Genomic DNA, 17,664 nt, shown 5'->3' with positions numbered 1-17,664 from the left:
TCGGGCATCACACCCTTTATTCTTTAAGCACTCCGCTTGAGCTTAATCCTCAAAATAGCCTTCAGGGTACAGCGGGAATTTTGAAATCAGGGCTTCTGCCTGAGCCTTGAGCGCGTTGAGCTTGTCTTTGTTGTCAATGTTCGCTGCGACCGCATTCATGATGCCGGCAATTTCCACAATTTCCTTTTCCCTGAGCCCGCGCTGTGTGGTGGAAGTCAGGCCAATACGCACGCCGCTGGTCACCATGGGGCTTTCCTTATCAAAGGGGATCACATTTTTATTCACCGTAATGCCAACATATTCCAGAGCTTCCTCAAAAGCTTTACCGGTCAGGTTCTTCGGTCTTAAATCTACCATGACAATGTGGTTGTCGGTACCGCCGCTGATAATGCGGAATCCATGATTCTGCAGCGCTTCGGCCAGACACTTCGCGTTTTTGATGATCTGTTCCATAACCGCCTTAAATTCCGGTGTGGCCGCATAACCAAAGGACCAGGCCTTCGCGGCGATGGTGGCCAGATGAATGGAGCCGATGGTCCCCGGGAAGGTGCCCTTGTCTAAAAGTCTGGCGTGCTCTTTTTTACAGAACACCATGCCGGAACGCGGCCCGCAGAAGGTTTTGGTGGTGGAGGAGGAAACAAAGTCGGCATAGGGAATCGGGCTTGGGATCACCCCTGCCGCCACCAGGCCTGCAATATGTGCCATGTCGATCATCAGGTAGGCGCCGCATTTTTTCGCGATCTCTGCCATCCGCTCATAATCGATCAGGCGTGGGTAAGAGCTCGCGCCGCCGATGATAAGCTTTGGTCTGTACTCCATGGCCTTGGCCTCAAGGGCATCATAATCAATTTGTTCGGTTTCAGGATCAACACCGTAGAAGTCATATTCATAAACCTTTCTCAAAAAGTTTACCGGGGAGCCGTGGGTCAGATGTCCGCCCTGGTCCAGACGCATACTGAGCACTCGGTCGCCAGGTGTGAGAATGGCAGAATAGACGCAGTAGTTGGCTGTGGAGCCAGAGTAAGACTGAACATTGACATGGTCTGCGCCAAAGAGCGCCTTGGCGCGGTCACGGGCCAGGTTCTCAATCTTATCGGCTTCCTCCGAGCCCGCCTGAAACCGTGCGCCCGGATAACCCTCCTCGGTTTTATTGGTAAAGATGGAGCCGCTGAGCTCAAGGACCTCTGTGGGCGCTGTGCTCTCAGACGCGATCATTTCAATATTGTGTTCCTGGCGTTTCAGCTCTGCCGAGACAATTTCGTATATGGCCGGATCGGACTTTCGGGTAGTTTTTAGCATTTTTATAACCTCTTTCTTATTTTAAACATTTTAACTGGGGTTGTCGACATCCAGTTCTTCTCTGTATTGGATGGTTTTATTTTACATGAATTTTACGAAAGCGTATATTCTGATTTTTGACCGATCCTTGATGGATTTTGACTATTCGCTTACATTAAAAAACCGGTCCGTCTGTATTTCACAGCGGACCGGCTTTTATACCCGACTTTTATTCTTCTGTAAGCTGGCAGCCTTTTTTGTAATAGGCCTTCATTTCCTTTTCTGGCACCATATTGCCGCCAGTGGCCCAGACCAGATGCACCGCATTTTTCAGCCTGCTTTCTGTCAGTCCCTTTTCAAGACAATAGCCGGCATCGCCCAGCACATGAGCCGGGCCTGGGAAGCCCGCGCAGCCAGAGGGCTCGATGGTCAGCCCCTCGGTGTCCATGACCAGCCTGAGCAAACGGTACATTTCCGCATCCTCGACGGTGAAAGCACCGTCGATCAGAGTTTTCATCACCCGGCCCACCAGACGGGACGGCCGGCTGACCGCCAGTCCGTCGGCCGCAGTTTTTCCATCCAGGCCAATGTCTGAAACACTGATGCCATCGTTCAGGCCGGTCATCATTCCCAAGAGCATACACGGCGCGTGGGTGGGCTCGGCGAAAAAGCAATGGGCATTCTCACCAAAAACAGTTTTCAGCCCAAAGGTCACGCCGCCGGGTCCGCCGCCCACACCGCAGGGCAGGTAAACAAACAGGGGATGCTCTGCGTCGATGGTGATTCCCAGCCCGTCAAGCTGCTTTCTCAGGCGCTCCGCCGCTGTGGAATACCCCAGGAACAGGTCGGACGAGCCTTCGTCGTCCACAAAATGACAGGTGGGGTCGCCCTCGGCCTGTTTCCGCCCCTCGGCCACAGCCTTCTGGTAGTCCTCAGGATACTCGATAACATGCACGCCCTTTGACCGAAGCATATCCTTTTTCCACTGTCTGGCATCCGCTGACATGTGCACGGTCACATCAAACCCCAGCTTTGCGCTGATGATGCCGATACTGAGCCCCAGATTGCCTGTGGAGCCGACAGCTACCCGATAGCCGGAAAATAGGTCTTTGAAGCGTTTTTCGGCCAGCACGGCGTAGTCATCTCCGTAGCTGAGCAATCCCTTTTCCACGGCAATGCTTTCGGCCAGCTTTAGCACTTCGTAAATACCGCCCCGGGCTTTGATGGAGCCTGAAACCGGCAGGTGGCTGTCGCATTTAATCAGCAGTTGTCCAGTGATCGCTGTGCCGTACTGCTTTTCAAGAGCCGCCTGCATATCCGGCGCTTCCTTCACTGGCGACTCAATCATGCCGTCCGCTGCTCTGGTTTCAGGAAAGCTGGCCTTAATATAGGGGGCAAAGCGCCGCAGCCTGGCTTCTGCGTCAGCTGTATCCTCCCGGCTAAAAGGCAGAGCTTCGGATTTTCCCGAATCCGGATTAAACCAGATCACCTCCTCGCCCCGCTGCATACGCCGGGTCAGAGGATAATCCTCGTATAACTGATTCACGTCCATTTTTAATTCCTCCATGATCTCATTGTTATCTTAAAGTATACCGTTTTCTGGGAAATTTTCCATTCTATATTCTGCCAAATTTTATACCGATCTTGACAAAAAACAAAAATCCCTGGGGGCTTTTCTGTAGAGCCCCCAGGATCGTTTTTTTACGCGTCTATTCTTCAGCATCTGGCCCGCTGGCTTCATCTTCCGCCACTGCATCTTCTGGCGCCTCATCCGGCACCAGCTCCAGATAAACCGTTGCCTTGAACAGGTCACCGTCAATGGTCAGGTCAAACTGGCCGTTTTGCAGCTCGGTCAGGTCTCTGGCAATGGCGAGTCCCAGTCCGCTTCCCTCACTGTGGCGGGTATCGTCCCCGCGCTTAAAGCGTTCCAACAGCTCCTCAGCCGGAATGTTCAGCGGATCGGCCGAGATATTTTTAATGACAAATACCCCTTTGCCTGTGAACATATCCCGGTCAACGGTCATGTAGACCCGGGAACCGGGCAGGGCGTATTTGAGCACATTAGACAGCAGGTTCTCAATAATCCGCCAGAGCAGGCGGCCATCTGCGTGCACCAGCACTTTTTCCTGGGGCCGGGTAACGATGAACTGGAGGCCGGATTCCTCGATCTTGTCCTCAAGCTCACCCATCCCCTGATTTACCAGAGCTTCCATGTTTACGGCATCCCAATGCACCTCGATGTTGCCGGTCGAGGCCTTTGCCGCTTCAAAGAGGTCATCGGTCAGCGCCTTCAGCCGCGCGGCTTTCTGTTCCAGCACTGCGATGTAGCGCTCTCTGGATTCCTCGTCAATGTCTTCCTTTTTCAACAAATCAATATAGGTGATGATGGATGTCAGCGGAGTGCGGATATCATGGGAGACATTGGTGATCAGCTCCGTTTTCAGCCGTTCACTTTTCAACTCCTTTTCCACCGCGTCTCTGACCGCTGTCGACAAGCCCTCGTTAATATTATTGATATTTTTTGCCATTTCCTCTACCGGTCCATGCCCTTCAACCTCAATCTTATAGTCCGTATCGCCTTCATAGATGCGCTCTACACCCTTGATGGTCTGATCCAGTGATTTTGCCCGTTTTGCGCCAAACCACAGCGCCACGCCCAGAAGAATGATGCCGATTGGCGGCAGCGCAACGATGAGCATCCCCACGATCGCACAGATGATAATAGCTGCGCACAGCAGCAACACCAGTGAACGGCCCTTGATCACGCTCCGGTAAAAATCCCGGATATTGCAGCAAAAACGCTTGATCAGGTGCCAGCATTTTTTGCATAGCACAGCCGTTCCAAACCGGTTCATAAAGCGGTGTGCCTTGATCACACGCACAATGCTCAGCACATAGTTATAGGCAAGGGCCACCGCAATGATCAGCAGGATCGCGGACATGTAGGCCGGAAGTCGGTACATAATGCAGGCCATCCCTGCCGCAATGAGCATTCCCTCACACCATGCAAGGACAATCAAATGCAGGTCCCAATACACGCGGTCAATGGCCAGAAGATGAATGTCGTTGTCTGTTTCGCGGCGTCCGGCGCCAATACAGGCCACCACCAGACAGATCAGGGATAATAATCCACAGACAAAGAAAACCTGGACCGCCAGTACGGCATCCGCCCGGTCCTGACTGTAAATTTCAGCCACCTCACTGACCTTCCGGTCATCAAAGGCCAGGACAATGCGGTTATCGGTATTCCCGTTTTCACCATAATTATATTGACTCATTTCCTGGGAGGCGTTGATCTTTCCCTTGTCATTTTCGAGATAGACCTTAGACTGTATCAGGGACTCTGGCGTCACGCCTTCGCCGCTGGTTCTTTTCTGCCCGTCCCGCTCAATATACCACTTAAGACCAAAGCTTTTCTGTGCGCTTTCCAGACTGTTAAGCGTCTCGGCGTAGCTCTGGAGCTGCTTTTGTATCTGCTCCGCTTTATACTTTTCGATCTCGCTGCCGTGTCTTTCCATGAAGGCATCTGAATTGATGACATCAATGACGGTTTTTGACACATTGTTATCAGAACGCTCGCCGTAATAATCGGTATCCGTACTGCCGAGCTCCGCCTCCCACAGTCCAAAACGATCTCTGTCCTGCGCGAGCAGAGAGAGCTTATATTCTTCGAGAAAGGCATTATCATCGAGAAAGGCTCCGCTGCGGATATACTCCTCGGAGCGGTACGTGTCTGCCAAAGCAAACAGGTCATGGTAAACACTGTAGACCTCTGAGCGAAGCGAGCTGCTCTTCAGATAATCCTGCTCGTCCCAGGTTTCGGAAATACCGAAGCCCTCCATCTTTGTGGTGGCGGTCTGCTCCAGCACGAAGATCCCAGTGCTCAAAAGCAGCACTGCCAGTATAAATGCAATGAGCTTGACTCCGCTGTTGCGGAGCAGGTGCTCACTCTTTATTACAATTACTCCGCTATTGCGGAGGGTATTTTTCGACTTTGTATCCAATTCCCCACACCACCTTTAAGTATTTGGGCTCCTTCGGATTGATTTCAATCTTTTCGCGGATGCGCCGCACGTGGACGGCAACGGTGTTATCCGCATTGTACGAAGGCTCCTCCCAGACATTTTCATAAATCTGCTCGATGGAAAAAACCTTTCCCATTTCCCGCATTAAAAACTTCAAAATCTTATATTCCACCGGGGTCAGCTTAACCTCTTCCCCGTCAACGGTCACTTTTTTGTATGCGTCGTCCAACTCCAGACCGCCGGTCTTGTACACGTCAGTCCGTTTTACATAGCTCCCAAGGGTCGTGTAACGCCGAAGCTGGGATTTTACCCGGGCGATAACCTCCAGGGGATTAAAGGGCTTGGTGATATAATCATCACCGCCCACTGTCAGGCCCATGATTTTGTCATTGTCCTCTGCCTTTGCCGACAGGAAAATAATCGGAATGTTCGCGGTCTCACGGATTTTCAGGGTTGCATGAATCCCGTCCATTTCAGGCATCATGATGTCCATCAATATCAGATGGATGGTATTTTCACAGACAATGTCCAGCGCTTCTTTTCCAGAGTAGGCCTTAAAAATATCATATCCTTCATTTTTCAGGTAAAGCTCCAAAGCGTCGACGATTTCCCGTTCGTCATCACATATTAATATGTTCATTTCTTACTCCTTCTGTCCTTCAGTATCGATCTGATGGTATTATCATACCATAACATTCTTACAAAGAAAGTGCTCATTTTATTAAGAATTTATGAAGCAAAAAAGACCGGTGCAAATCTGCACCGATCTTTTTTTCCAGAATAAAATAAAACTTAGGCTCCTGCTTTCGGCAGAATTCTGGAGCCATAACGCATACCAAAAATACCGCGGCGGTCATCGGCAATCAGCTCGATAAAGGTATCGCTGTATTCTCCGGCGATCATGGCATGTCCTGGTTCGATCATAATAACCGAAGAAGCCTTCTCGCCATTCTTCAGCAGCACTTCTCCCCCTTCGCCCATACAGAGCTCAATTTTTACACCTTCATCGGAAGCGTAAACGCCACAGGCTGCTTCGAGGGTCTGGGCGTCCCAGGATCTGTTTTTATAATGATGGCGGCAGCTTTCGGCCTCAAAGCCCAGCCCCATGCTCAGCGCTGCTTCCGCCACACCACTGACCGGCACATCCTCTGTATTGCACAGCACAATGACGCCGATCCCCTTTTCAGGGCACCACAGCAGGTGTGAAGAAACACCGGGCAGGCTTCCCCCATGGCCCACTACCTTCAGGCCCTTTAGCTCCTTGATGTCCAGCCCATAGCCGTAGTCGGTCACGTACGAATCTGACTGATGCTTTGTCGTCATGGCCGTGATGGTTTCTGGCTTCGCAACGGCTGTGCCGTTGAGGCCTGTTCCATTGTTCAGATACATGGCGATATATTTTTTCAAATCTTTTACCGTAGATTTCATGGCGCCGCCGCCGTTTAACACAAAGGCGTTGTCATGGTAGTCCTTGACTCGGGTCAGCTCTCCCGCAACAACCGCGTAAAGCGACGCGTGGTTCCCGTCCTTCAATGGACGCACAAAATCGCAGAAGCTCCGCTCCATGCCCAGAGGCTTCAAAATATGCTCCAGCAGATAATCCGCATAGGAGGCGGAACCGCCGTGGTGGTAAATAATATCCGACAACAGGCCGTAACCGTCATTGCAATAGCTGAAATACGCTCCTGGACGGCCGATAAATTCCTCCTGGGCATCGAGTCTTGCCGCCACCTGACGGCAGCCCTCCTGCGCCAGTTTCGCATTATAAGCCAAATCACCAACAACGGCTTCATCCAGTCCCAGCTCCGCCGCTACTGTATCCACCACAATACGCGACTGGGGAAAATATCCTCCACTGTGGATCATCAGGTGCTTGATTAAAACCGGTTCTCCCTGGTTCATTCCCTTGAATTCTGGAATATAGTCACTCACCGGGTCTTCAATGCTCAGCAGGCCATCCTCCTGCATCTTTAAAACAGCCAGGCAGGTAAAGGACTTGGTCAGGGACGCGAGCCCAAAAATGGTTTCATCATCAATAGCACTTCCGGTTTCCTGATCCCGCTTCCCGAAAAAATGCTCATATTTTGTCGCACCCTGTGCGTCCACAACGGCCACGGCCATTCCCACAGCCTGATGATCATTCATGCACTGCGTCACATAGGTTTCAAATTTCTCTTGTTCTGTCATCTTCGTTCATTTCTCCTTTGAGGCTTTTGTCTTTCCATAGTATACAGCTTATCTGCCAATAAATAAAGCCATAAATACAAAAATCCCACAGCGTCGTATAAAACGACACCGCGGGATCAGTTTTTTCTTAAAGACCCATGAAGATTGGTGCGAATACCAATGAAACAATGGTCATTAATTTGATTAAGATGTTGATGGATGGGCCGGAAGTATCCTTGAACGGGTCACCAACGGTATCCCCAACAACAGCAGCTTTGTGGGCTTCGGAGCCCTTGCCGCCGTGAACACCGGATTCGATGTATTTTTTAGCATTATCCCAGGCGCCGCCGGCGTTTGACATCATGATTGCCATAAGCACACCAGATGCTAAGGAGCCTGCCAGTAAACCACCGAGAGCTTCTGAGCCTAAAATCAAGCCAATCGCCAATGGTGCAATGATAGCAAGAAGGCCAGGAGCGATCATCTTTTTCAGAGCGGCTGCGGTTGAAATATCAACACATTTCGCATAGTCCGGTTTGCTGGTACCAGCCATGATACCGGAATCTTCTCTGAACTGACGGCGAACTTCTTCGATCATGTCGTTGGCAGCATCGCCGACAGCTTCCATGGTTAAGGCTGAGAATAAGAACGGCAGCATCGCGCCGAGTAATAAACCGATGATAACCATTGGGTCCAGTAAGCTGATCTGGCTCAGGCCGACGGTTTCCGCATAAGAAGCGAACAGACCAAGAGCAGTCAGCGCTGCAGAACCAATGGCAAAGCCTTTACCGATAGCAGCAGTGGTGTTACCAACAGCGTCCAGCTGATCCGTAATATTACGGACATCTTCAGGCAGTTCAGACATTTCTGCAATCCCGCCGGCGTTATCGGCAATCGGACCATAAGCGTCAACGGCGATGGTCATACCGCAGGTGGATAACATACCGACAGCTGCCAAGGCGATACCGAACAGGCCGGCAGCCCAGTAAGCCAGGAAGATCGCAATCGCAATTGCAATCAATGGCAGCGCTGTAGACTTCATACCAACAGCCAGACCGGAAATAACAGTGGTTGCAGAACCGGTTTCAGACTGCTGCGCAATATGCTGTACGGGTTTGTATTTTTCAGAGGTATAGTATTCAGTCAGCTGACCGATGGCAATACCAACGATTAAACCAGAAATAATTGCGATGAACGGATAGAAGCTGCCTAACATATAAGTAGACAGGAAGTAGGAAGCGATGATGACCAGAATACCAGATACATAAGTACCCATATTCAAGGATTTCTGCGGGCTTCCGCCTTCTTTACCGCGTACAAAGAAAGTACCGATGATTGAAGCGACGATACCGATAGCGGCTAATAATAATGGGAATAAAATACCGACAACGCTCTGAGTCACAACAACACCCAGGGTCATTGCAGAGATTAAAGAACCAACATAGGATTCAAATAAGTCAGAACCCATACCGGCTACGTCACCAACGTTGTCACCAACATTATCAGCGATAACTGCAGGGTTTCTCGGGTCATCTTCAGGAATACCGGCTTCTACCTTACCAACAAGGTCTGCCCCTACGTCAGCAGCTTTTGTATAGATACCACCGCCAACACGGCCAAATAAAGCCATGGAGGAAGCACCCAGACCAAAACCGGTAACAATGGCTGTATCCTGGAAAATAATGTAAAGTACGCTGACACCAATTAAGCCTAAGCCTACAACGCACATCCCCATAACAGCACCGCCTGAAAAGGCTGTGCTCAGGGCTTTGTTCATGCCGCTTTCCTGAGCTGCATTTGCAGTTCTGACGTTTGCTTTGGTGGCAACGTTCATGCCGAAGAAACCGGCCAGAACTGAGAAAAGTGCACCAATTAAGAAGCAAACAGCTGTCTGCCATCCAAGGCCGGGTGTCACACACAAGATAATAAATAAAACAACAATAAAGACAGCCATCATTTTGTACTCTCTGGTCAGGAAAGCCATGGCGCCTTCATGAATGTAAGAAGCAATCTCCTTCATACGGTCTGTGCCTTCAGCGACTTTATTGACACGGGCAGTATAGAAAACTGCAACTAACAATGCGATTACCCCAATAACAGGAGCGATCCATAATTCCATTTTGCAAATTCCCCCTTCGTGAAATTTTCAGATTTTTTTCGATTAAGCTAAAAGTGAATAAATGAAAGCAGATAACATAAATACAATAGCGGAACCAATCGTGATCTTTTCGAGAATGGCTTCCAGACCTCTGGCTTTCTTACGGCCGAATAAAGTTTCTGCGCCGCCTTCGATCGCGCCACCCATACCTGCAACCTTTGCCGGTGACAGCAGAATGCTGATAATCAGTGCAAAACTTGCAATCACTAAAAGAACGATTAAGAATGTTTTCATTATATCACCTCCGTTTTAATCGTAAGATAAATCTTATCATAACCTTAAGATTTTTTCAATATTAAAATAGGCCCTGAAAAAGAATTTCAGGGCTTTTTTTGCATGTAATCGGTTTTCAACCACAAATTTTTGTTATTTCTTAATAAGTGATGCCCCGGTCATTTCCGCGGGAACGTCCATGTCCAGCAGGTCCAAAATCGTCGGTGAGATGTCCGCCAGACGTCCGTCATCTCTCAGCTCGACTTCACCGGCTCCGGCGATCACACATTCCACCGGATTGGTGGTGTGGGCCGTCCACGGTTTCTTGGTGTCATAATCGATCATCTTTTCGGCATTGCCGTGGTCAGCTGTCAGGATTACGTTACCGCCCTTGGCTAAAATGGCATCAATCACCTTTTTGGAGCATTCATCCACCGTCACGACTGCTTTTTCAGCCGCCTCCATCACGCCGGTATGTCCAACCATATCCGTATTAGCGTAGTTGAGGATAATGACCTTGTATTTATCTGAGTCAATGGCCTCCAGCACCTTTTCGGTTACTTCATATGCACTCATCTCTGGCTGTAAATCATAGGTCGCAACCTTTGGCGACGGCACGAGGATACGGTCCTCGCCTTCATACTGCTTTTCGAGTCCTCCATTAAAGAAATAGGTCACATGGGCATATTTTTCGGTTTCGGCAATGCGAAGCTGCGGCACGCCATTGTCGCTCAGGTACTCGCCCAGGGTATTGGTGACGGTTTCCGGCTTAAAGGCAATTTCAACGCCTTCAAAGCTGGCATCATACTGGGTCATAGTAATGTAATGCACAGGAATATAGCCGCGTTCACGGTTAAACTCGGCAAAATCCGGCTCAATAAAGGTCCGTGACAGCTCGCGGGCACGGTCCGGACGGAAATTAAAGAAAATAATGGTGTCATTGGCCTGGATACGCTTGTCCGTTTCCGGCTTAATGACTGTCGGGATGACAAATTCATCATTAACGTCTTCCTTATAGCTCAGCTCCATGGCTTCTACAGCGGAATCCGCTGCATTGCCCTTGCCCAGAGCGATGGCATCGTAGGCCTTTTCAACCCGTTCCCAGCGGTTGTCGCGGTCCATGGCATAGTAGCGGCCTTCAACCGTTGCGATTTCGCCCACGCCGATTTCCGCCATCTTCGCTTCCAGTTCCTTAATAAAGCCAAGGCCGCTGGTCGGAGCGGTATCACGGCCATCCATAAAGCAGTGGACATAGACTTTTTCCACGCCTTCCTTTTTAGCCAGCTCCAGCAGGCCGTACAGGTGTTTTAAGTGGCTGTGGACGCCGCCGTCGGATACCAGACCCATTACATGCAGGGCCGTACCGTTTTCCTTGACATTTTTTATCCCATCCATAAAGACCGGGTTTTCAAAGAAATCCCCGTCCTCTATGGATTTCGTAATGCGGGTCAGCTCCTGATAAACGACACGGCCCGCTCCCAGATTCAGGTGGCCGACTTCAGAGTTCCCCATCTGTCCCTCAGGCAGTCCTACGCCTAAGCCACTGGCAACAATATGGGTGTGGGGATATTTTTCATAAAAAGCATCCAGATTTGGCGACGGCGCTTCCAGAACAGCGTTCCCCTCTGCAATGGGGGTATAGCCGTAACCATCCAGGATGATCAGTGCGGTTAAATTTCCTCTCATAATATCAATCCTTTCTTTATCTCTCTCGATTCAAAACAATAACGGGAGCTCGGAGCTGTTGTTTTTCTCCTCGTCTCCCGTTATCAATCACAAATTCACGGCTTGTGAGAAAGGTCGAAATGTAAGGCGGGGGAGCTTTTAAATGAAGGCGCATATAAACACATATGTAACTGAATTTAAAAGTATCCCTAACGCAGCAGTTCGGCCTTTATCGACGGCCCCTGTTAAAATTTAACGATCTTGGCAAAATCAGCGGTCAGGCTGGCGCCGCCGACCAGAGCGCCGTCGATGTTTGGCATTGCCATCAGCTCAGCGACATTGGCTGGTTTTACGCTTCCGCCGTACTGCACACGGACAGCCTCAGCTGCGTCTTTTCCATACATTTCTTCAATGGTTTTACGTACCCAGCCACAGGCTTCGTCTGCTTCTTCTTTGGAAGCGGTTTTGCCGGTTCCGATAGCCCAGATTGGTTCATAGGCAATGACAACCTTGGAAATATCATCGATATTTTTGCAGCCTTCCTTAATCTGACCGACCACCTTGGCTTCAGCTTTGCCGCCTTCACGTTCTTCCAGGGTTTCACCACAGCAGACAATGGGGGTTAAACCCAGTTCCAGAGCCTTGATGGCTTTTTTATTGACGGCTTCGTCTGTTTCGTTATAATATTCACGGCGCTCGGAGTGGCCGATTACCGCGTATTTAACACCGATGGCGGTTAACATTTCGCCAGCGATTTCGCCGGTGAAGGCGCCGCTTGTTTCATAGTGCATATTCTGAGCGCCGATACCGATATTGCTCCCTTCGGTTAATTTAACAGCTTCCACTAAATCCACATATGGCGGGCAGAAAACAACTTCCGCTTCAGCGCCTTCGACTAACGGTTTTAATTCATTAATTAAAGCGGCAGCTTCGTTAATATCCTTGTTCATTTTCCAGTTGCCGGCAATGATTGGTCTTCTTGACATAATGCTTACTCTCCTCTATAATAATAAATTTATTTTTACAGGGCAGCAAATGTCCTCAGCACCTCGTCGCGCTCATTCACTCACTGCCGCTCGCTTCTTATTCGCTGCCAGTTTTGACAAAAACTGGTCTCAGCTTCATTTATCTTCTAAAACGTCGATGCCCGGTAATACTTTACCTTCCATAAATTCCAGGGAAGCCCCACCGCCTGTAGAAATATGGCTCATACCGTCTTCAAAGCCAAGCTGTTTAACAGCCGCTGCAGAATCGCCGCCGCCGATGATGGTCACTGCGTCAGATTCAGCCATTGCTTTGGCAACCGCAACGGTTCCTTTTGCAAATTCAGGGAATTCAAAGACCCCCATTGGTCCGTTCCAGATAACAGTCTTGGCATCTTTGATGGTGTCGGCAAATAATTTCTGGGTTTCAACACCGATATCCAGCCCCATCTGGTCTGCGGGAATCGCGTCGATTTTTACGTTGGTCGCTGGCGCATCCGCCTTGAATTCCGGAGCCACAACCACATCGACCGGCAGTAAGAGTTTAACGCCCTTTGCGTCTGCCTTGGTCAGCAAGTCCTTTGCCAGGTCAATTTTGTCTTCCTCTAACAGGGAAGTACCGATTTCATAGCCCTGCGCTTTTAAGAAGGTATAAGCCATACCACCGCCAACAATCAGGGAGTCAACCTTTTCCAGGAGGTTGTTGATCACGCCGATTTTATCGGATACCTTTGCGCCGCCCAGAATGGCAACAAAAGGTCTCTTAGGATCTTCTAAAGCACCGCCGATAAAGTCCAGTTCTTTCTGGATCAGGAAGCCGGAAACAGCTGGCAGGTAGTCTGCAACGCCTGCTGTGGAGGCATGGGCACGATGGCTGGAGCCAAAAGCGTCTTCAACAAAAACATCTGCCAGGCTTGCCAGTTCTTTTGCAAAGGAAGGCTCGTTTTTCTTTTCTTCTGGTCTGAAACGGGTATTCTGTAATAACAGGATCTGGCCTGGCTGCAGGGCTGCTGCCGCATCCTTTGTCACCTGACCTACCACTTCGCCGTCATCGTTAAATACAACCTCTGTCCCCAGTACTTCCGATAATCTTTTTGCTACTGGCAGTAAAGAGAACTTCGGATCGGGTTCGTTCTTTGGACGGCCAAGATGAGACATCAAAATAAGTGAAGCGCCCTGGTCTAAAATATATTTGATGGTCGGCAGCGCCGCCTGGATTCTGGTGTCGTCTGTGATAACACCCTCATCGTTTAACGGAACATTGAAGTCCGCGCGCATCAATACCTTTTTGCCTTTTAAATCAATATCTTTTACTGTTTTTTTCATAAGTTTCCTCAACCTCGTTTTCAAATTTTCATTAAAAAAGGGGGTCGCGTGACCCCCCGTTTTAAAATCTACCGGTAGGGGCAGATTTAGTACTTGTTATTATGTAGTTTTTATAAATCTAATTAAGCAAGTTCAGAGAAGTATTTGATGGTTCTTACCATCTGGCTTGTGTAAGAGTTTTCATTGTCATACCAGGATACAACTTTTACTAAGGTTTCGTTGTTGCCCATGTCCATAACAGTGGTCTGAGTCGCATCGAATAAAGAACCGTAGGTAATTCCGATGATATCAGAGGATACTAATTCTTCTTCAGTATAACCGAAAGACTGGTCAGCTGCTTTTTTCATCGCTTCGTTAACCTGATCGGCTGTTACAGCACCTTCAACAACAGCCACTAACTGTGTTAAGGAACCTGTCGGAACTGGAACACGCTGTGCGCCGCCATCTAAAACACCCTTTAATTCTGGGATAACCAGGCCGATTGCTTTAGCAGCGCCAGTAGAGTTTGGTACAATATTAACAGCTGCAGCACGGGCTCTTCTTAAATCGCCTTTTCTCTGCGGTCCGTCCAGAGTCATCTGGTCGCCAGTGTAAGCATGAACAGTGGTCATGTAGCCTTTTCTGATCTTCGCTAATTTATTTAAGGTATCCGCCATTGGAGCTAAGCAGTTTGTTGTACAAGATGCAGCAGAGATAACCTTGTCGTCCTTGGTTAATGTTTTTTCATTAACGCCATAAACGATCGTCGGAAGATCGTTGCCTGCCGGAGCGGAGATAACAACTTTCTTTGCACCTGCGTTTACGTGAGCCATTGCTTTGTCTTTAGATGCGAAGAAACCTGTACATTCCAGGACAACGTCAACGTCTAATTCACCCCATGGTAATTTTGCAGGATCTGCTTCTGCATAGATTTTGATTTCTTTACCATCAACAACAATTGAATCTTCCTTAGCTTCTACCTTATCAGCTAAAGCATAGGTACCCTGAGCGGAGTCATATTTTAATAAATGAGCTAACATTCTTGGGCTTGTTAAGTCGTTAATCGCTACTACTTCATAACCTTCAGCACCAAACATCTGTCTGAATGCCAGACGACCAATTCTACCAAAACCATTAATTGCAACTTTTACAGACATTTTATCTGCCTCCTTAAAAATATAATACTTATTTATTTAACTTACGGATGATCTCTTTAGCAGCGCTTTCATCCGTTATTAACACCATATTCGGTTTAACGCGGCTGACCCCAATGATGGCGTCGGCCTTGCTCTCGCCGCCTGATATGGCGACGACATGCGGTATCCGGTTATAATTTTCAATGCTGATCCCAATGGTACTGGACGGAGAAACCACATTTCCGTCAATGCCGAAATAATGTCCGAAGGCCTCGCCCACAGCTCCCTTATCAAGCAGAGACTGCTTTTCGCTTTCCTTCATATTCCGCCAGTCCGCCAAGACGTCTGCCCGGCCAATGCCAAAGACAAAAATGTCAATGTCATCCATTTTATTAAATACCCGTTTAATCTCCGGGTAATCCTTCAGGGCTTCCAAAAGACGGTTATCAATGTTATCGGGCAAATGCAGCAGCTCGTAATTTGCGTGCAGCTTGAGTCCCATTTCCGCAACCACGTTGTTGGCCTGAGTCGAGTGGCTCTTGCCAATCCCGCCCCTTGCCGGAATCACATAGACATCCGGATAAAAAGCTTCCTTCATCTGCTCTGCGATCGCTGCTGTGCTGGCGCCGCCGGTCAGTGCCAGGATGTCCTTGTATTTCATGATGGACAGCACATAACGGGCGCCTGAACGACCCATGAACTTCAAAACCTGATAGTTCATATCCATGTCGCCCGGGGAAACAATGGCTTTTTTCAGATGCAGCTTTTCCTCCAGCTCGCGTTCGAGCTGTTCGAGGCCATTATAGGTGTACAGCATGCGTTTAAGCTGAATGATGATCTTGCGGCCAAGCTCTGTCAGGACAACGCCCTGGCGTTCTACCTGGACAAGCTTTTGAGCCTGGAGAAAATCAATTTCGTTCCGCACCTGGCGCTCACTCATATCGAGGACGAAAGCAAGATTTCGTCTCCCGATGGGCTCTTCGCTTTTGATGGTTGACAGAATGTTGTAGCGCATCTCAATCAGTGAGCCGATTTCCGGCACAACTAAACGCTGCAGGTCAACTAACTCTTTGCTGATTTTTATGTTTTCGCTTGCCAACTTTTCACTTCCATTCTGTCTCAGAACTCGTCTGTTCATTTTTGTTCCCGCTGGGACAAATTTATTATATACCAATTCTGAAGATATTTCAAGTTAAAAAAAAATTAAAATAAAAGCCTTGAAAAATCCTTAATTTCAGGCAAAAATCCTTCTTTTTAATAATGCCGGCTGTTAAATAAAAAAACCGGCTGTATCTTCTACAACCGGTTGATGATGTCTTTATCGAAACTGCTTGCGTTTCGAAGATGGAAGTATGTTAAGCGCTTCCCGGTATTTGGCAATGGTCCTGCGGGCCACATCCACACCCTGCTCCTTGAGCATTTCAACGATTTTCTGGTCGCTCAGCGGCTTACGCTTGTCCTCGGCGTCCACAAAGGCCTGTATTTTCTGCTTGATCGCCTCTGACGATACGTCGTCCGCCCCCTGGGAAAACCCCCGTTTAAAAAAGAACTTCAGTGAGAAGGTCCCCTTGGGTGTCTGGACATATTTTCCCCGAATGGCACGGCTGACCGTGGATTCATGCACTTCGATCATATCCGCAATGGCTTTGAGGGTCAGCGGCTTGAGATCCTCGACCCCTTCCCTGAAAAAATTCTCCTGGTAATGGGCAATGGCCTCGATGACTTTGCGGATCGTATCCCGGCGCTGTTCGATGCTTTTAATGAGAAAAGCCGCTGAATCCAGCTTTTTCTCGATATATTTCTTGGTATCCTCATTCTCATTCCGGGTTTTCAGCATTCCCTGGTAAAAGGAGTTGATCTGAAGCCGCGGCGCTGAAATATCATTGATCTGAACCACCAGCTCGTTGTCAATCCACTCAATACTGCCGTCGGGAATGATGTATTTCACACCGTCAAAATTGGTAAACTGGCGTCCTGGCTTGGGTTCCAGCGTTTTTATAAGCTCCTTGAACTCTGCCAGCTCGGCGGTGGAGATGCCGGTCTCCTGACTGATCCGCTTAAACTGGTTTTCCGCCAAATCGGTCAGATAATTATTGACAAGATTTTCATATTCCTCATCATCGTAACCCTCCTGCTGCAGCTGAATCAGCAGGCATTCCTTGATATCCCTGGCTCCGACCCCAGCGGGATCAAATTGTTGTATGATTCTGATGAGTTTCTCGACCTCATCCTGGGTTACCCCCAGAATGTCGCAGATATAATCCATATCAATGAGCAGATAGCCATTGTCATCAATACAGTCAATCAGATATTCTCCAATCAGGTTTTCTGTTTCTGTCAAATCTGTGGAGAGCACATGAAACTGGAGCAGCAGGTATTCGTTAAGCGTGGTTTCATAATAGGAAAACTTTTCAAAGTTAAACTCGTCATCCGGGTCATAGGAGGTGGAGGGCGTGTTTCTGAACTCTGTGGACTGCATGTTCTGGAAATAATCATCCCAGTCAATCTGATCCTTGCTTTCCTCTTTTTTGGCCACCTCGTTTTTGACAACCTCCATGGATTCCATCGGACTGTCGTTGAATTCCAGCATGGGGTTTTCCAGAAGCTCCTTATCGATAAGGTTGTTTAGCTCCATGGAAGTCAGCTGCAATATTTCGATCGCCTGCTTCATCTCTGTTGTCATTACGAGTTTTTGTGTCTGTTTTAAATTTAAATCAACCTTAATATTCATTATC

At 48.7% G+C, this 17,664-nt stretch carries 13 protein-coding genes; all 13 read right to left on the bottom strand.

What is annotated here, in order from left to right; all coding sequences use genetic code 11:
• Positions 1-42: 42 nt before the first annotated feature.
• Positions 43-1,299, bottom strand: a complete 1,257-nt coding sequence (glyA, locus tag I2B62_RS06500) for a serine hydroxymethyltransferase (RefSeq protein WP_195268177.1) — start codon at positions 1,297-1,299, stop codon at positions 43-45.
• 208 nt (positions 1,300-1,507) lie between these two features.
• Positions 1,508-2,830 carry a D-serine ammonia-lyase gene (locus tag I2B62_RS06495; protein ID WP_195268176.1) on the bottom strand — a complete coding sequence of 441 codons (1,323 nt, stop codon included), beginning with the start codon at positions 2,828-2,830 and terminating at the stop codon, positions 1,508-1,510.
• A gap of 157 nt (positions 2,831-2,987) precedes the next feature.
• Positions 2,988-5,282, bottom strand: coding sequence for a HAMP domain-containing sensor histidine kinase (locus I2B62_RS06490; protein ID WP_195268175.1), 2,295 nt, complete (start codon positions 5,280-5,282; stop codon positions 2,988-2,990).
• Complete coding sequence (locus I2B62_RS06485; protein ID WP_195268174.1) at positions 5,248-5,943, bottom strand: response regulator transcription factor; 696 nt, start codon at positions 5,941-5,943, stop codon at positions 5,248-5,250. The genes I2B62_RS06490 and I2B62_RS06485 overlap by 35 nt, the downstream gene beginning before the upstream one ends.
• A 152-nt stretch (positions 5,944-6,095) precedes the next feature.
• Entirely contained in the window at positions 6,096-7,490 is a 1,395-nt protein-coding gene (locus tag I2B62_RS06480; protein ID WP_195268173.1) for a serine hydrolase domain-containing protein, read from the bottom strand.
• Positions 7,491-7,617: 127 nt separating this feature from the next.
• A complete protein-coding gene (locus tag I2B62_RS06475) occupies positions 7,618-9,588 on the bottom strand; it encodes a sodium-translocating pyrophosphatase (RefSeq protein ID WP_195268172.1) in 1,971 nt (656 codons plus the stop codon).
• 42 nt (positions 9,589-9,630) lie between these two features.
• Positions 9,631-9,861 (bottom strand): preprotein translocase subunit SecG, encoded by a 231-nt coding sequence (gene secG / locus I2B62_RS06470; protein ID WP_013379001.1) that lies wholly within the window; start codon positions 9,859-9,861, stop codon positions 9,631-9,633.
• Positions 9,862-9,993: 132 nt separating this feature from the next.
• Positions 9,994-11,526: a 2,3-bisphosphoglycerate-independent phosphoglycerate mutase gene (gene gpmI, locus I2B62_RS06465; protein WP_195268171.1), complete on the bottom strand. Its 1,533-nt coding sequence runs from the start codon at positions 11,524-11,526 to the stop codon at positions 9,994-9,996.
• A 224-nt stretch (positions 11,527-11,750) separates the two neighbouring features.
• Positions 11,751-12,491 (bottom strand): triose-phosphate isomerase, encoded by a 741-nt coding sequence (gene tpiA, locus I2B62_RS06460; RefSeq protein ID WP_195268170.1) that lies wholly within the window; start codon positions 12,489-12,491, stop codon positions 11,751-11,753.
• A gap of 135 nt (positions 12,492-12,626) precedes the next feature.
• Entirely contained in the window at positions 12,627-13,814 is a 1,188-nt protein-coding gene (locus I2B62_RS06455; protein WP_195268169.1) for a phosphoglycerate kinase, read from the bottom strand.
• A gap of 122 nt (positions 13,815-13,936) precedes the next feature.
• Positions 13,937-14,950 carry a type I glyceraldehyde-3-phosphate dehydrogenase gene (gene gap / locus I2B62_RS06450; RefSeq protein WP_195268168.1) on the bottom strand — a complete coding sequence of 338 codons (1,014 nt, stop codon included), beginning with the start codon at positions 14,948-14,950 and terminating at the stop codon, positions 13,937-13,939.
• Positions 14,951-14,978: 28 nt separating this feature from the next.
• Positions 14,979-16,067, bottom strand: a complete 1,089-nt coding sequence (locus tag I2B62_RS06445) for a sugar-binding domain-containing protein (RefSeq protein ID WP_195268167.1) — start codon at positions 16,065-16,067, stop codon at positions 14,979-14,981.
• Between the two features lie 180 nt (positions 16,068-16,247).
• Complete coding sequence (rpoN, locus tag I2B62_RS06440; RefSeq protein WP_195268166.1) at positions 16,248-17,660, bottom strand: RNA polymerase factor sigma-54; 1,413 nt, start codon at positions 17,658-17,660, stop codon at positions 16,248-16,250.
• Positions 17,661-17,664 lie beyond the last annotated feature (4 nt).

The sequence above is a fragment of the Eubacterium sp. 1001713B170207_170306_E7 genome (assembly GCF_015547515.1).
In the GTDB taxonomy this organism is placed as follows: Bacteria; Bacillota; Clostridia; order Eubacteriales; family Eubacteriaceae; genus Eubacterium.
The sequence above is the reverse complement of the archived record's forward strand: the minus strand, read 5'-3'. Positions and strand labels throughout refer to the sequence as shown.